This window comes from Rhizobium centroccidentale, from assembly GCF_030182565.1.
Classification (GTDB): Bacteria; Pseudomonadota; Alphaproteobacteria; order Rhizobiales; family Rhizobiaceae; genus Rhizobium.
In genome coordinates, this window is sequence record NZ_JAQJCG010000001.1 from 372,719 (window position 1) to 389,247 (window position 16,529).

A 16,529-nucleotide genomic window follows, 5' to 3' on the forward strand; every position below is an offset into this window, starting at 1 on the left:
CCATGACTGAATTTCCTGTCATCGCTTTGCGCAGCGTGGAACTGGGGACGCCCGATCTTGCGACGTCTGTCGATTTTTATACCCGCATCTGGGGCCTGGATGTCGTCGCCGAAGCGGAGGACAAAGTTTTCCTGGCGGCAACGGGCGATGATTTTCATGTGCTGGAATTAAAGCAAAGCGACCGCTCGGAGTTGCGCAAGATCAGTTTTCGCGTCGGCACAGCTGAAACGCTAGCGTCGCTTCTTGCAAAGTCCGTTGCCGCAGGCTGCGCTGTGCTGCGTGAAATCGGATCCGCCGATGGTCCGGCTGGCGGCGAACGTTTCGTCATCCGTGAGCCGCAAGGCTCGGTGCTGGAATTTGTGTATGGCGACCGCCGCAAGCAGGGTATCGTCGTTGCCAACCGGCCGCAGCGTCTTGCCCACGTGAATATCAACAGCGCCGAGATCGAGGCGCTTTCGGACTTCTATCGCGATGTCCTCGGTTTCCGTCTGACGGACCGATCGAAACTCATGGCCTTCCTGCGCTGCAATGACGACCATCATGCGGTCGTGCTGGCCGAGGCGCCGGTCAATGGGCTGAACCATGTCGCCTTCCTGATGCCCGATCTCGAATCTGTCATGAGAGGCTCCGGTCGCGTCGTCGATCACGGCTATCCGATCGGTTGGGGTGTCGGCCGGCATGGACCGGGCGACAACGTCTTTGCCTATTTCGTCGATCCGCAAGGCGTGGTGATCGAATACACCACTGAAGTCCTGCAGGTAGACGACAGCTATCGCTTCAGAGGGCCGGAGGAATGGGTCTGGCCGCCCGGCCGGACGGATCATTGGGGCATTGCGCCTCCAAAAAGCGACGCCTGCAAGAAGGCGCAGATTTCCATCGGATTTTCTCGCGCCTGACGCGCCCAGTAGACATTTGCAGAGGCATGCCTGTGACGAACGAAAGTGATATTTTGAACCGCTATGACGTGCTGGTGGTCGGCTTCGGTCCGGCAGGGGCAGTCGCCGCCGGCATGCTCGGGGCGCGAGGCCATTCCACCCTCGTTGTCGATCGGTTGACCGGTATCTACGACAAGCCGCGCGCTATCGCGCTCGACCACGAAATCCTGCGCCATTTCGACAATATGGGCATTGCCGACGAGGTGCTTCCCCATATCGCACCGTTCACGGCCTCCCAGCACTTCGGCGCAGAGGGGCAGCTCATCCGTCGTATCGACATGGTGCCTGAGCCTTATCCTCTCGGCTATACCCCGAGCATGGTGTTCACCCAGCCTCCGGTCGAGGCCGTGCTGAGGCGGCATGCCGAGAGCTTCGATTGCGTGACCATAGAACTTGGCACGGAAATGGTCGATCTCGATCCACGGGCGGATGAAGTGGTCGCGACACTTCGGGATTCGTCCGGCAAGAGCCAGAGGATCGCAGCAAAATATGTGATCGGCTGTGACGGTGCCTCAAGCCGTGTGCGTGAACTGTCGGGAATGAAGCTCGAGGATCTCGTCTTCGACGAGCCGTGGCTCGTAGTCGATGTGCAGGTGCACGAAACCGTGCTTGGCAAGCTGCCGCAGACTTCGGCCCAGTTCTGCAACCCGGCGCGTCCCACAAGCTACATCACGGGGCCTAAGAATCACCGCCGCTGGGAAATCATGCTTCTGTCGGGCGAGGACCCACGCGAGATGGAAAAGCCCGACAATGTCTGGCGGCTGCTGTCGCCCTGGCTGCTACCCGAAGACGGTGAGCTGTGGCGTGCCGCCGCCTACCGTTTTCATGCACTCGTTGCCGACGTATGGCGGCGGGGCAGGGTGCTGATCGCCGGCGATGCCGCGCATCAGCAGCCGCCCTTTATCGGACAGGGCATGTGCCAGGGCCTGCGCGACGTTTCCAATCTCGTCTGGCGCCTCGACCGCATCCTGAAGGGGCGGTCGTCCGAGGCGCTGCTGGACACCTACACGGTGGAACGCAAGCGGCATGTGCAGACGCTGACCGGCAAGATCAAGGCGATTGGCCAGACGATTTGCGAACGCGATCCGGAAGCCGCCGCGGCGCGTGATGCCCGCATACTTGCCGAGGGCGGCGGTCGGCCTCTTACCATCACCCGGCAGGAAATCGTCCCGCCCATCGAGGATGGGCTGATCGCCGAAGAAGGCACGCCGGCGCGGGGATTGTTGTTCCCGCAGCCGACAATCGTCGAAGACCCCGTTCCGCGCTTGATGGATGCCTTTACGGGACCGGAATGGCGGCTTGTGCTCGACGGCCGCCGGATCGGGATGGCCGAGGGAGAAGCGCTTGCCGAAGAGATCGACGGGATCGTGGTGAAAGCCGTTGTGCCCGGAGATGCAGACGCAATCGATCTGTCGGCACTCCGAGAGAAGGATGGCGTGCTCTCGGCCTGGTTCGAGCGGCATGGCGCGGTCGCCGCGCTCGTGCGTCCTGACCACTATGTCTTTGGCGCTGCCCGCAGCATTGAGGCGCTTCGCCAGCAGATCGCCGATCTACGGACGCGTCTCGCTTGAGGCAGCGTCGGCAATTGCAGTTTTCATTGAGGTTCTGGGAGGAACACATGTCTGATTCAACCGCCGATACAACCAATAAATGGCAACCTTTTGCCGTCCTTATCCTGCTTTTCCTGTTCCAGACGCTGAACTTCTTCGACAAGCTGGTCTTCGGCCTCTCTGCTGTGTCGATCATGAAGGACCTCGGCATTTCGCCACAGCAGTTCGGGTTGATCGGCAGCAGCTTCTTTCTGCTGTTCTCCATTTCTGGCGTTCTCGTCGGCCTTTTCGTGATCGGTCGCGTCCCTGTCAAATGGATCCTCGTCATACTCGCCGCAATCTGGTCGATCGCGCAGATTCCGATCTATTTCACCAGTTCGGTCACCGTTCTGGTCGCCTGCCGCATCCTGCTCGGCCTCGGCGAGGGACCCGGACTGCCGACGGCATTGCATGCCTGCCATAACTGGTTCAGCCCGCAAAAGCGCAGCGTCCCGAGCGCCGTCGTGTTGCAGGGCATCAGTGTCGGCCTGCTCGCCGGCGGGCCGATCCTCACCTATGTCATCGTCCACTACGGCTGGCGCTCGGGCTTCCTTTTCTGCGGGCTGATCGGCATCGCCTGGATCATCGCCTGGCTACTGATCGGCGGCGAGGGGCCGCATGCGGTTGCAGAAAATGAAAAGGCCCGTGCCGTGGTGGGAGAGACCCCGATTCCAGCCCGCAAGCTTTGGCTCGACCCGACCGTGATCGGCGTTATCATCATGTCGACCATGTCTTACTGGATCGTCGGCATGTCGGCCACATGGCTGCCGCCCTTCCTGCAGCAGGGTCTCGGCTATTCACAGAGCGAGACCGGCTCAATCATTTCGGCCGTCTATATCTTCCAGTCGCCGCTGTTGCTGGTCGGCTCGTGGATTGCGCAGCGCATGCTTCAGAAGGGCGTCAGCAAACGCGCCGCGCTCGGCAGCGCTTCGGGCTATGCGCTTCTCGTCAGTGGATTGGCGCTGATCGCCTCGGTTCATGTTAGCGGCCCGCTGCAACTGGCGCTGATCGCGATCGCCTTTGCCGCTCCGAGTCTTACGACGATCTATGGCCCGATCACGCTCGGCAGCGTCGCGCCCGCCGTCCAGCGCGGCCGGCTGATCGTCGTGATCTATTCGGCAAATGCGGTGTCCGCACTCGCATCCAACGCCGTCACCGGCATGATCGTGCAGGCAGCCGGACCCGATCATGTCGCCGCCGGCTATGCAAACGCCATGCTGTTCACGGCCGCAATCCTCATCATCGGTGCAATTTCCGCCTTCGCGCTGATCTTTCCGGATCGCACCATCGAGCGCTTCGGCAAGATGACGCGCTTCCCCGATCAAATGCAGCGGGTGTGAAAGCGCCCGCCACCCAGTCTGACCCCCACAGGAGCAAGAACCATGAGACTGTCCACCGTCAAGATCGCCGGCCGTCCGACCTGGGGCGTTGTCGAGGACGATCGCTTCCTCGATGCCGGCGCGGCTCTCGCAGCGCGCTATGCCGATCTCAAATCGGCTGTGGCAGCCGGTCTTGCCGGCGTTGCCGAAGCAGCCGCCTCCGCTGCCGCCGCGCCGCTCGGTGAAATCGAATGGTTGCCGGTAATCCCCAATCCCGACAAGATCCTCTGTGTCGGCCTGAACTACGAAATGCATCGCAAGGAGACGGGGCGTGCGGAGGTGGAAAATCCGACGATCTTTGCCCGCTATACCAATAGCCAGACCGGCCATCTCGCCCCGATCGTGCGCCCGAAAGTGTCGGTGGAACTCGATTTCGAAGGCGAGTTGGCGGTCATCATCGGCAAATCAGGCCGTTACATCACCCGCGACGAGGCCATGGGATACGTTGCCGGCTATGCCTGCTACAATGACGGCAGCGTGCGTGATTTCCAGCGTCATACGCATCAGTTCACGCCGGGCAAGAACTTTCCTGACACCGGCGCCTTCGGGCCTTGGATGATGACGCCGGAGGAGCTCGGTCCTCTGCCCGATCTTCGCATTCAGACGCGTCTCAATGGGGCAGTCGTGCAGGACGCCACCTTCGGCCAGATGATCTTCGATATCGCCCGGCAGATCGAATATTGCTCCAGCTTCACGCGGTTGGAGCCGGGCGACGTTATTGTCAGCGGCACACCAGGCGGGGTTGGCGCCAAGCGGCAGCCGCCGCTGTGGATGAAGCCGGGCGATGTCGTGGAGGTGGAAATCGATGGGCTCGGTATTCTCAGCAACCCGATCGTCGATGAATTAGGTTAGGTTATGCTTACAATTCGCATCTGCGAATTGATGGGGATCGGCGAGCCGACAGGGTCCGCCAAGCACACGAGGCGGCGCAAGTCTGCGCCCTTCACTTTGCCGGGATCGACTGAAATTCTTTCGGAAGGGATGCCATGAAACAGTTCATTGCCCTATGTGCGGTCGTATCGCTGGTCGCTTCGACAGCTTTGTCGCAGGAGCAGCCATTGCTTTCGGCTCGCGTCGCCAGGACGCTGACCGTTGACGGACTTTCCTTCAAGGATCTCAATCGCAACGGCAAACTCGATGCCTACGAGGACTGGCGCCTGCCGGCTGCCGAGCGGGCCGCCGATCTTGTCAAGCAGATGACACTGGAGGAAAAGGCCGGGCTCATGATGCATGGCACGGCGCCATCCGTAGGCCCCGGCTCCGGCATGGGGGTTGGGACCGAATATGATCTTGGCCGTGCCACGGACATGATCGAGAAGCGCAAGGTCGTCACTTTCATCACAAGGCTGGCCGGCGATCCTGCTGCCCTAGCTGAAGAAAACAACAAGCTCCAAGAGATCGCGGAGGCTGGGCGGCTCGGTATTCCGGCGACGATCAGCACCGATCCGCGCAATCACTTTCAGTTCGTTCTGGGTGCGAGCGTTGCGGCTGGGGGTTTCTCGAAGTGGCCTGAAACCCTCGGGTTCGCGGCGATCGGCGACGCCGCGCTCATGCGGCGGTTTGGCGACGTTGCCCGCCAGGAATATCGCGCCGTCGGCATTCAGGAGGCATTGTCTCCCCAGGTCGATCTTGCCAGCGATCCTCGCTGGCCACGCATCAACGGCACGTTCGGGGAGGATGCGCAACTTTCCAAATCCATGGCGGAAGCCTATGTCGCCGGGTTCCAGAACGGCGAGAACGGCATCAACAAAGACAGCGTGATCGCGGTCGCCAAGCATTGGGTCGGTTATGGCGCGGCAAAGGACGGTTACGACAGCCACAACGCCTATGGTCGCCACGCGACCTTTCCCGACAACAATTTTGCCGAGCACCTCATTCCTTTTGAGGGAGCCTTCAAAGCAAAGGTCGGGGGCGTGATGCCGACATACTCGATCCTGGACGGCGTGATCCTTGACGGCAAGCCGCTGGAAGCGGTCGGGGCCGGATACAGCAAGCAGCTTCTAACCGACCTCCTGCGCGGAAAATATGGCTTCAACGGTGTCATCCTCAGTGATTGGCTCATCACCAACGACTGCAAGGGGGCGTGTCTGGATGGAGAAAAGCCAGGTGTGAAGCCCACCCTCAACGAGGAAACCTTTGGCATGCCTTGGGGCGTGGAGGATATGAGCCGCGTCGACCGGTTCGCAAAAGCCGTCAATGCCGGTATCGATCAGTTCGGCGGAGTGACGTCCTCGGACCTTCTGGTTGAAGCGGTGAAGGAGGGAAAGATCAGCAAAGAGCGCATCGATCAATCCGCAACCCGGATATTGATCCAGAAGTTCGAGCAGGGCCTGTTCGAGAACCCCTATGTCGATCCCGAAAAGGCGCGCGCGATCGTCGGCAATCCAGCATTTGCGGCAGAGGCGAACGCCGCGCAGGCCAGGGCAATGGTACTGCTCGACAATAAAGCTAAGCTTTTGCCGGTCCAGAGTGGCAAGAAAGTGTTCCTTTACGGCGTCGATCCGAAAGTAGCGGTTGCCCGCGGCTTTACGGTGGTTGCCACAGCCCGTGAAGCTGATTTCGCGCTGGTGCGACTGAATGCACCCTATCAGCAGCCGCACATGAATTATTTCTTCGGTTCTCGTCACCAGGAGGGCGATCTCGATTTCAAGGACGGCAATGCCGACTTCGAGGCCTTCAAGAGTGCCGCCAAGGAGGTCCCGACCATCGTCACGGTCTATCTGGCGCGGCCGGCGATCCTGACCGGTCTCCTCGACCGGGCCGGCGCCATCCTCGCCAATTTCGGCGCAAGCGACGCGGCGTTATTTGATGCGATCCAAGGCAGGCAAAAAGCCGAAGGCAAGCTGCCTTTGGAACTTCCTTCATCGATGGACGACGTACGCGCGCAGAAATCGGATGTGCCGCACGACACCCGTAAACCTCTCTTTCCGATCGGCTACCATTTGCGATACTGATGCGCTCAAATTACTCGCCAGCGCCGCTTGAATGGTCCGATGCCATGAACGCGAGGGCAGCTTCCATACGCCGTCCTTTCTGCCCGAGCGAGGTTGAGCCAGCTATGTGGTTGGCGTGACCATCACATGAAACCTGCAGCGGTGTGGTCGAAGTGCGCGCTGCAGGATTACTGTCTCACTGCTCCAATAGAAAAGCTGCTACTGCACCTTGATCACGACCTTGCCTTTCGAACGGCCCGTTTCGACATAGGCAAGTGCCTCGGGCGTCTGGCTGAAGGGAAATACCTTGTCCACAACGGGGCGAATCGCGCCGCTATCAACCAACGTGGCGATCTGCTCCAATTGCCGACCGTCAGCGCGCATGAATAGGAAGGAATAGTGAACGCCGAGGCTCTTTGCCTTCTTGCGCACGCTCCGACTCAGCATCCGCACGACGAGCTTCAGAAGGGCGCTCATCCCGAGAGTGGCAGCAAACGCCGGGTCTGGCGGGCCTGAAATCGAGACGAGATGGCCGCCCGGCTTCAGGACATTCAGGGATTTCAGAAGAGTCTTCGGATCCTGGCTGTTCAGGACGACGTCGTAGCCCGAGAGAACCTTCTCGAAGTCCTGAGTCTTGTAATCGATCACAACGTCTGCACCGAGACTTTTAACCAGAGCGGCATTCTTCGCACTCGACGTCGTAGCGACCGTCGCGCCCAGATGCTTGGCAAGTTGGATCGCGATTGTGCCGACGCCGCCCGAGCCCGCCTGGATGAAGACCTTCTGGCCCGGTTTCACCTTTGCGACATCAACCAGGGCCTGCCACGCCGTCAGCGCGACGAGTGGCATGGACGATGCGTCTTCCATCGTTAGCGTCCGGGGCTTGAGCGCGGCATCGTCCTCATGGATGGCGATGAACTCCGCAAACGTGCCGACACGGAGGTCCCTCGGGCGGGCATAGATCTCGTCGCCGACCTTGAAGCGGCTTACGGCCGGGCCGACCTTGACGACGGTCCCAGCGACGTCGTGACCAAGGACGAAGGGTGGACGGTACGGCAGGAAAATCTTGAACTCGCCATCCCTGACCTTGGAATCGAGCGGATTGACGGATGTGGCATGGACGCGCACGAGGATGTCGGCGTTCTGAACCCCCGGATCTTGCCACTCGGCGAGGCGTAGCGCGCCCTTCTTCTTGTATTTATCGACGACATAGGCTTTCACTGGTGATCTCCGATCTATTTTCCTTGCCTGGCAAGGATTGCTTTTCCGTGCGATCTGCACAGACTTAGGTGTCGCCGAGGCAAGGGCGCCGCGTGTAACGTCACTCGAACGTGCACCAAGCGCGCTGCTGTTCATTCAGGCTATGAAAGCCGGTGAGTGTGCAGGTTTGCCAAGGCGCGTATCGAATTCCTGGCACTCTGCAGGATGCGATCCGACGTCTCTTTGTCGACTGCGCGCGCCAATTGGAGCGTCCCGATCAGGGTCGCAAAGATCGCGCAGGCCACATCTTCCTTCGCTTCGATATCTGTCGGAAGTGCATCTGCAAGCTGCAGCACAAGGGTGTGGGACTGTTTGGCATACATGCCGCGGGTCTCTTCCGGCTGCCGCGCGAGCTCCGGCAGCAGCGCCGCCGAGGCGCAGCCCTGTCCAGGATTGTCACGGTGTTCGGGCGAAAGATAGATGTCGATCAGGCGTTCGATCCCTCCTTCGTCCAGCACCTCCCGCAGCCATTCGGACTGCCTAGCTAGCGCGTCCGAAATAGTCTCCCGAACAAGATCGGTTTTCGAGGGAAAATGCGGATAGAAGGCCCCGTTCGTCAGGCCCGCATCTTTCATGATCGCCGCAAGACCCGAGCCCGCAATTCCATCCGTGCGGAAGTGCTCGATAGCAACATCCATGATTCTGCGGCGCGAGGTGTCTTTCCGGCCTTTTTCATATCGCATGAAGCTTGTTCCGAATTCCTATTGCATTACGACCATAATATCAATAAATGGTCGTAATGCAAATGGTCTCTGACGTGTAGTCCGAGACTTCCACCGGAAGGAAAACGTATGGCCATAAGAACTGCGATCGTGACCGGGGCATCCTCCGGTATCGGCTATGCCACCGCCGAAGGACTTGCCAGCGCCGGTTTCAAGGTCTTTGGAACGAGCCGGAAAATCCCCAATGACGGTCCCAAGGGGGTCACGATGCTGGCGTGCGACGTGACCGACGAGGCGTCTGTCTCGGCATTGGTCGCCGACGTCGTGTCGCGGGCGGGCAAGATCGACCTCCTCGTCAACAATGCCGGTGTAGGCATGTTCGGCGGCGCAGAGGAATCCTCAATCGCGCAGTCGCAGGCCCTTTTCGATGTCAATTTTTTCGGCGTCATGAGGATGACGAACGCCGTTCTGCCCGTGATGCGGCGCCAGGGCGGCGGCCGAATTCTCAATATAGGCTCCATCCTCGGCGTTATCCCTGCGCCGTATTCGGCACATTACTCCGCTGCCAAGCATGCGGTCGAGGGCTACTCGGAATCGCTCGATCACGAGGTTCGCGCCTTCAATATCCGCGTTTCCATCATCGAACCGGCATATGTCCGGACCGTTTTCGATCAGAACGGTATGAAGCCCGACCAGCGGAAACCCGAATACGATCAAGCGCGCGAGGCTGTCTCGGCACTGCTGCGGGATGTGATGCCCAAGGCCGACCTGCCGGAAGTGATCGTCAAAGTCATCCTCAAGGCAGCCAACGATGACGCCCCGCGCCGGCGATATACTGCGGGCAATGCGGCGCGTATGGTGAGCATGCTGCGGCGGTTCGCAAGCGCTGGGCTGTTCGACAAGATCTTGCGTAAACAGTTCCGCATCGCTTGATCTGCCCTGGTTTCCCACCCCGCTCATCTTGACCTAACGGTTCGCTATCGTCGGCGGCCTTTAAGGGGCGTTGACCATTGCTCCTCGTGCCAAAGAAAGGGCGGTCTCGAGCAGCACCTTTGCGCCTGTCTCGATATTTTCCGAGGTGACGAATTCGGCCTCGTTATGACTGATGCCGTCTCGGCACGGAACAAAGATCATCGCTGTCGGTGCAACGCGGCTGACGAAAAGTGCATCGTGAAAAGCGCCTGAAACCAATTTCATGTTGGAAACGCCAAGCCTTTCGCAAGCATTGTCGATCACATCGATGATCGTTGTGTCGAATTTTCCAGGTGCCAAGTCGAAGCGTTTTTTGATGAGCACATCGACCATATGACGTTTGGCCGACGCGCGGCATTCTGCATCGATCTGGGCTTCTATGGAGGAAAGCACGTCTTCCCGCGGATGGCGGATGTCGATGGTGAATGTGACCCTGCTTGGAATCACGTTGACGGAACTGGGTTCGACGTTCATTCGACCAACGGTCAGCCGCGCCATCGGGTCGGCCGGCATGACGACGAGCTGCAGCTGCGCAATCGCCGCCACAGCGGCCGCCATGGGATCTTTGCGGAATTCCAGCGGAGTCGTGCCAGCATGGGCTGCCTCGCCGCTGAAGGAAACCTCAAGCCACCTGGTTCCCTGTACGCCGGTGACGAGGCCGATCGGAATGCCCGCGTGCTCGAGCACGGGTCCCTGCTCGATATGCAACTCAATGAAGGCAGATACGGCATGGCCGACCGGCTGCATCTTGGCTTCCGGCAGCGCCTTCAATGTCGCCGCCAATTCATCGCCAAGCCTTGCTCCGTCGTTGCCACGCGTATCCTGCCACCCGGCCATGTCGCCCGCATCGACAAAGGCCATCGATCCCATGCAGCCGGGGGAGAAGCGGCTACCTTCCTCATTGGTCCACGACACGACCTCGATGGATCGCTCCGTGACGACGTCTGCATCCTCCAGGGCTTCCAGTACCTCGAAGGCAGACAGCGTCCCGAGAGCGCCATCGAACCTGCCTCCCGTGGGCTGACTGTCAAGATGGCTACCGATCAGGACTGGCGCAGCCGAGGGATTGCATCCTTCACGTCGGATGAAAAGGTTGGCTATCGCATCCTGGTGTACGCTGAATCCGCGGGCAGTGGCCAGGTCCGCAAGCAGGCGCCGGGCTGTCCTATCCTCGATGCTCAACGCCTGCCGGTTCACCCCTCCCGCTGGCGTCGCGCCGATCGTTGCAAAGTCGGCAATGCGCCGCAGCAGACGCTGCGCATTGATTTTTGGGTATGGCTTCATCGATGGATGCCTGTCACGAAGTCTTTTACCCGTTGCGGATCGACTGCGTTCCACCAGACGCCGTCATACTTCAGTGAGCTTGCAATGATCACGCCATCGGCTACCGACAGAATGTCGTTACCATTCTCCGGCGTCACGCCGCTGCCGACGAGCGTCGGCAGACCGGCTGCCTGCTTGATCATTCTGATGTAGTCGAGATCGGCTGCATGGCCCGTCCTTTGGCCGGTGGCGATAACGGCATCCGCATCGAAGAAGACGAGATCCTTGACCTGTTCTTCGACCGGTCGGTCCGCAACGATGGCATGCGCTCCATGTTTGACATGGGCATCGGCGAAGATGCGGATGCCATGGGCATTGAGCCGAGCGCGATAACGCATTGCGCGCGCCGCTTTGCCCTCGATGAAGCCTTCATTGGCAACATAGGCATTTGCCCATTGATTGACGCGTACGAAGCCCGCACCTGCCGCACTGGCGATCGCAAGCGCCGGAATGGCGGCATTCGCAAGAACATTGATGCCGATCGGGCCGCCGAGTTCGCGGCGGATGCGATCGGAGATGACGGCCATATAGGCCGAGGTTTCGGGGCCGATATCATCGGGCTTGGAAAAAGGAATATCGCCGTGATTTTCGATGATCACGGCATCGCAGCCGCCTGCAAGGTAGGCGCGGGCATCGTCAAGCCCACGCTGGTAGACGGTCTCGATCTTGTCGCCCGAATAGCGCGGCGCACCGGGAAGCGGAGCCAGGTGAACGACCCCTACGATCACCTTTTCGCGCCCGAAAAGATCGATGAGCGCGTTGCCAGCTACCTGCCCAATGGGCTTCATTGTCCCACTCATGTGTTTTCCAGTTCTGATATCTTGATGATTTCCGAAATTTCCGCCCGTGAGGGGTAGGAGGCGAGCGTCCCAAGGCGACCGACTGACATGCCGGCGGCCTTGGTTGCCACTTTTGCAGCTGCGGTCAGGGATTTTCCTTGTGCGAGCAGGCCAACGAGGACGCCCGCAAAGCAGTCACCCGCACCGCTGGTGTCAACCACCGCACTCTTGGGCGCTGCGAGGATAACAGGCGCATGATCCGCTCGATCCCATATGAGGCTGCCTTGGCTTCCAAGCGTCACGACGACGCTTCTCGCTCCGTTGCCGAAAAGCGCGTTTGCGGCGGCGGCTAGGCTTTCCATGCCCGTCAGCGCCGCGGCTTCGCCTTGATTGACGATGACAAGATCCACATTGGCGATATCCTCGACCGTCACGTCCGACAACGGGCTGGCATTGAGCACCGTCGTCAGACCCGACCTTCCGGCAAGTTCCAGACAGGTGGCGGTGATCTCCCTGGACAGGTTGCCCTGCATCAGAAGGATGTCGCCCTTGCTCCAGGTTCGCGTCAGGGCCGATTGCCGGATCGGATCGAAGGCTCGCGCGCAGGCGACGGCGCTGACGATGGCGTTTTCGCCGCCTTCTTCCAACAGTATCGTCGAACGGTCGGTGGAAAGAGGCAGACGGATCAGTCGATCGACCTCAAGGTCGCTCTTCAGCATCTCCGTCACGCCACCGGCCATGTCGTCGTCGCCAAGTGCGCTCCAGAAGCACACGACTGCGCCGCTTCGCGCCGCCGCGACGGCTTGATTGGCACCCTTGCCTCCTATGCCTTCAACGATCGAAGTCGCGTTGAGCGTTTCCCCCGGACGCGGCAGGCGCGGCAGGCGGAAGCTCGTATCGACGCAGACATTGCCGACGACATGGAGGCGCATGGGCATCAGTCCTTGAGCGTTGCCCAGGCCAGCATCTGCTCGAAGAGCGTCTTGTAGCCGTTCCAGGCGATGAACTCCGGCGGCAGCCAGTGCGGGCCGACATCCGAAGTCCAGACGAGTGTCCTGCCGGCGCCATAGGTGCCGGTTACCAAAAGCGGCTGCGAACCATATTCGCCTGAAACCGTCGCAAGCACGTCAGCTCCTTGCTTCACCTTCACCTCATTGAAACCGAGAAGGTAGGGCCAATCCTTTCCGACACCCTTGAGAACGGGGTGGGCATCATTGCCCGTTACGACGGGCGAAAATCCCTCAGGAACTTCAACGCGATCATCGATGGCAAGGCAGGTTACCGGCAGCACGTCCTCCACCGGCGTCTTATGATAGCGCGCGCCGCCATTGATGCCCTGGAAGCTGTAATAGCCGCCGAACATCAGCAACGCGCCGCCATTTGCAACGTAATCGCGCAGCAGCTTCAGCCGGTTCGGGGTCCTTTTGGAATGAATCCAGGTATCGGGATGCAACAGCAGCGTGTTTGCGCCGATATCGGATAGAACGATCGCGTCATATTCCGCCAGTGCTTCGGCCGTCAGCGGAAAATCGCGCTGCGCCTCATGGGCCGGCATGAAGGTGACGTCAAAGGCACTGTCCTTCAATGCCTTCAGCAATTCGTCGGCACCGGTGTGATAGGTCACCGTCGGAAACTGATCGAAACCCTTGATATGGGTGGCGGTCGAAACCCATGATTCACCCGCCAGAAGAACCTTTTTCTTGCTCATGTCTGCTCCTTGGATGCACCCGACCTTCAGGCCGAGGCGGAAAATACCGATTGGGGATTGGTGATCAGCATTTGGTCGATCGCCTGCTGATCGACACCGTGACGCTTCAGTCGCGGCAGGAAATGCTTGAGAATATAGCCATAGCCGAAGCCGCCATAGCGGGTCAGCATGATCTTGAGAAAGACGTCCTGAGACAGAAGCAGCCGATCGGCAAAGCCCAGGTCTATGATCGCCCTGATCGCCCTGGCGTTCTCCTCGTCCGATGGCGATTGAGCATCCTGATCGGCGTAATAATAATCCATACCGATCATGTCATATTCCAGGAAGGCACCGCGTTCCGCGAGGCTCTTTTGATATTGAAGATCATTATGGCTGGGATTCATGTGGCAGAGCACAGTGTGACGCAGGTCCGCGCCTTCTTCCTCGACCACGTCCAGGACGCGATGGGCAAGGCGCTCCCATCCCGGCAAATGGATGGATAAAGGCAGGCCTGTCAGCCTCGAGGCTCGCGCCGATGCCCTGAGGGACTTCTGTTCCTCGGATGTAAAGTCCTTGCTGACGCCGACCTCGCCGATGATGCCGGCGATGACGTCAGGCTGGGTCTCGCCGCCGCCGACGTCGTTGACGATGAAGGCGGTGACCTCCTCCAGATCCATGCCCTTCAGCCACTCCGGATGCGTATGCTCCAGATAGAAGCCGGTCCCCATGATGATCTTCAGACCGGACATGCGGGCGATGCGGGCCAATTGTTCGGCATCGCGCCCTATGCCGAAGTTGGTGGTTTCCACAACGGTATGGCCGCCAAGCTTCTGGAAGCGGGAAAGTTCGGCGAGCGCCAAATCCCGATCATCCAGCGAGACGTTGTCGCGGTTCATATAGGGGTTCATCCGCAGCTCGCCGATGATCTCTATTCCAACCGGCCGTTCAGCGATCGCCTTTTCGTCTGGATGGCAAGGGCACTTCCATGAGGTCGCTCCATCAAGGAAGATGTGCTCATGCATGAGCGTCACGCCCATTTCCGTGACCGGGATGGGACCAAGTACGGTCATTGCGCATCCGGTGTGAACGCCAATGGCATGACGCGTTCTGGCCCCCTCGGCAAAGAGATGATCCATCATGCTCAGCGGCCCCTTGCTGCGCCTTTGAAAAGGCGGAAGTTCAACCAGATTGCCACGAGGATGATGACCCCGGTTACGATCGGCGTGAAGAAGGGCGACATGTGCGAAAGGATCAGGCCGTTCGCGATAACCGCAACCGTCAGTGCTCCGAGCACCGTTCCGACCACTGAACCGCGCCCGCCGAACAGGCTCGTACCGCCCAGGACAACTGCGGCAATGACATCGAGTTCGAAGCCTTGCCCGGCATTTGAGGAGCCGGACCCCAGGCGCGCGGCAAGAATGATGCCGGCGACGGAGGCTGCTACCCCCGATATCACATAGACGAACAAGGTGACGCGCCGCGTGTTGACGCCGGCGCGGCGCACCGCCTCGGCATTGGCACCGATGCCGGTGACATATCGCCCGAACGGCGTTTCGTTGAAGGCGATATAGGCCGCGACGAGGGCGACGATCGCGAGCATCGCAGGGGCAGGGATGCCAAAGAACCAGGCCTGGCCAATCGCGGTGAACGGGCTTTGCGGATCGACGGGGATCGAGTAGCCGCCGGTGATGAGAAGTGCGAGGCCCCTGATGACCGATAGTCCGGCCAGCGTGACGATGAAGGCGGGGATCCGCTCATAGGCGATGAAATATCCTTGGATTAATCCGGTCGCCGCGCCAAGAAGCATCATCAGAACGACAACCAGCGGCCATGGGATACCGGCCTGAAGGCAGGCAGCCGAAAGCGTTGCGACAAGGGCCAATACGGATCCAACCGAAAGATCGATACCGCCTGTCGTGATGACGAAGGTCATGGCCGCCGCCACGATCAACAGGGGTGCCGACTGTCGGACGACGTTCAAGAGATTAGGCGCGGTCAGAAAGACGTTTGTAAAGAGGGAGAAAAAAATACAGACCGCGATGAAAAACAGGGCGATCGAAACAATGCCGCCATTGGCTATGGCCTTGTCATAGAGGTGTGCCTTGCGCAAACGGGATGAGGGGGCGGTTTGGGCGTGAGAGGATGTCATGGTCATACGGAAGCGCCTCGCTCGGTATGTTGGCCGGCCGAGCGCGCGGAGAACTTGCGACCGACGATCAGGTTGACGACTTCTTCGATATTCGTTTCGGCGATGAGGCGCTCGGCGACGTTCTGCCCCTCATACATCACCTGGATACGATCGCAGACGAGGAAGAGATCCTGCAGGCGATGCGTAATCAGAATAACGCTGACACCGCGGGCGCTGACCGTGCGGATGAGCTCCAGCACCGCCTCGACTTCAGCAACTGCAAGGGCAGCCGTCGGCTCGTCCATGATGAGGACTGACGGATTGAACGAAGCCGCACGTCCGATCGCAATCGACTGACGTTGGCCGCCTGAGAGATTCTCGACTTTCAAATGCGTGTCCGGAATAACGATGCCGAGCCCTTCCAGCATATGGCGCGCCCGTTCATGCATCGTCTTCTTGTCGAGGATCGGAATGCCCGCGAGCTTCCATTTCGGCTCGCGCCCAAGGAAGAGGTTTCCCGCCACATCGACCGTGTCGCAAAGGGACAGATCCTGATAGACCATCTCGACATGCGCGGCGCGTGCGTCAGCGGGCGAAGTAAAGGAAACCGCTTTGCCGTCGATCTCGATCGTTCCCGAATCCGGGATCACCGCGCCCGAAAGCACTTTGCTCAAGGTCGATTTGCCGGCGCCGTTGTCACCGACAAGGCCGAGGACCTCGCCCGGCTTCAAGGTCAACGATACATTGTCCAACGACTGCATCGTGCCATAGCGTTTGGAAATGCCGGTCATCCTGACGCGGTAGGTATCAGCGTTTGTCATATCAATGCTGCCTTGCGGAAATGGCCTCAGCCATGATGCCACAACGTCATGGCCGAGGCGA

15 protein-coding genes are annotated in these 16,529 nt (G+C 59.9%); 6 read left to right on the forward strand and 9 right to left on the reverse strand.

Going from position 1 to position 16,529, the window contains the following annotated elements; all coding sequences use genetic code 11:
* Positions 1-2: 2 nt before the first annotated feature.
* From PH562_RS01630 to PH562_RS01650, 5 genes are all read left to right on the forward strand, one after another.
* Positions 3-896: a VOC family protein gene (locus tag PH562_RS01630; RefSeq protein ID WP_285171131.1), complete on the forward strand. Its 894-nt coding sequence runs from the start codon at positions 3-5 to the stop codon at positions 894-896.
* Between the two features lie 26 nt (positions 897-922).
* On the forward strand, positions 923-2,506 hold the full coding sequence (locus tag PH562_RS01635) for a bifunctional 3-(3-hydroxy-phenyl)propionate/3-hydroxycinnamic acid hydroxylase (RefSeq protein WP_285171132.1): 1,584 nt from the start codon (positions 923-925) through the stop codon (positions 2,504-2,506).
* Positions 2,507-2,553: 47 nt separating this feature from the next.
* Positions 2,554-3,864, forward strand: coding sequence for an MFS transporter (locus PH562_RS01640; protein ID WP_285171133.1), 1,311 nt, complete (start codon positions 2,554-2,556; stop codon positions 3,862-3,864).
* Positions 3,865-3,906: 42 nt separating this feature from the next.
* Positions 3,907-4,755, forward strand: coding sequence for a fumarylacetoacetate hydrolase family protein (locus PH562_RS01645; RefSeq protein ID WP_285171134.1), 849 nt, complete (start codon positions 3,907-3,909; stop codon positions 4,753-4,755).
* 134 nt (positions 4,756-4,889) lie between these two features.
* Entirely contained in the window at positions 4,890-6,857 is a 1,968-nt protein-coding gene (locus PH562_RS01650; protein ID WP_285171135.1) for a glycoside hydrolase family 3 protein, read from the forward strand.
* A 198-nt stretch (positions 6,858-7,055) separates the two neighbouring features.
* Here PH562_RS01650 and PH562_RS01655 read toward each other — a convergent pair whose 3' ends face one another.
* Positions 7,056-8,057 (reverse strand): NADP-dependent oxidoreductase, encoded by a 1,002-nt coding sequence (locus tag PH562_RS01655; protein WP_285171136.1) that lies wholly within the window; start codon positions 8,055-8,057, stop codon positions 7,056-7,058.
* A gap of 140 nt (positions 8,058-8,197) precedes the next feature.
* Complete coding sequence (locus PH562_RS01660; protein ID WP_285171137.1) at positions 8,198-8,779, reverse strand: TetR/AcrR family transcriptional regulator; 582 nt, start codon at positions 8,777-8,779, stop codon at positions 8,198-8,200.
* Positions 8,780-8,887: 108 nt separating this feature from the next.
* Between PH562_RS01660 and PH562_RS01665 the strand changes: the two genes are divergently transcribed.
* Positions 8,888-9,691: an oxidoreductase gene (locus PH562_RS01665; RefSeq protein ID WP_285171138.1), complete on the forward strand. Its 804-nt coding sequence runs from the start codon at positions 8,888-8,890 to the stop codon at positions 9,689-9,691.
* Positions 9,692-9,751: 60 nt separating this feature from the next.
* On the opposite strand, the gene PH562_RS01670 is transcribed toward PH562_RS01665, so the two are convergent.
* From PH562_RS01670 to PH562_RS01700, 7 genes are read right to left on the reverse strand one after another with little or no spacing between them, the layout of a single operon-like run.
* Positions 9,752-11,014 carry a Zn-dependent hydrolase gene (locus PH562_RS01670; protein ID WP_285171139.1) on the reverse strand — a complete coding sequence of 421 codons (1,263 nt, stop codon included), beginning with the start codon at positions 11,012-11,014 and terminating at the stop codon, positions 9,752-9,754.
* On the reverse strand, positions 11,011-11,853 hold the full coding sequence (locus tag PH562_RS01675; protein WP_285171140.1) for a BtpA/SgcQ family protein: 843 nt from the start codon (positions 11,851-11,853) through the stop codon (positions 11,011-11,013). Before PH562_RS01675 ends, PH562_RS01670 begins: the two co-directional genes overlap by 4 nt.
* Positions 11,850-12,764 (reverse strand): ribokinase, encoded by a 915-nt coding sequence (locus PH562_RS01680; RefSeq protein ID WP_285171141.1) that lies wholly within the window; start codon positions 12,762-12,764, stop codon positions 11,850-11,852. The genes PH562_RS01675 and PH562_RS01680 overlap by 4 nt, the downstream gene beginning before the upstream one ends.
* Before the next feature lie 5 nt (positions 12,765-12,769).
* Positions 12,770-13,540, reverse strand: a complete 771-nt coding sequence (locus tag PH562_RS01685) for a glutamine amidotransferase (RefSeq protein WP_285171142.1) — start codon at positions 13,538-13,540, stop codon at positions 12,770-12,772.
* Positions 13,541-13,566: 26 nt separating this feature from the next.
* Entirely contained in the window at positions 13,567-14,655 is a 1,089-nt protein-coding gene (locus PH562_RS01690; protein WP_285171179.1) for a phosphotriesterase family protein, read from the reverse strand.
* 5 nt (positions 14,656-14,660) lie between these two features.
* Entirely contained in the window at positions 14,661-15,668 is a 1,008-nt protein-coding gene (locus PH562_RS01695; protein WP_285171180.1) for an ABC transporter permease, read from the reverse strand.
* Positions 15,669-15,670: 2 nt separating this feature from the next.
* The gene (locus tag PH562_RS01700; RefSeq protein ID WP_285171143.1) at positions 15,671-16,468 is read right to left on the reverse strand and encodes an ATP-binding cassette domain-containing protein; all 798 of its coding nucleotides are present in this window, start codon (positions 16,466-16,468) and stop codon (positions 15,671-15,673) included.
* Positions 16,469-16,529 lie beyond the last annotated feature (61 nt).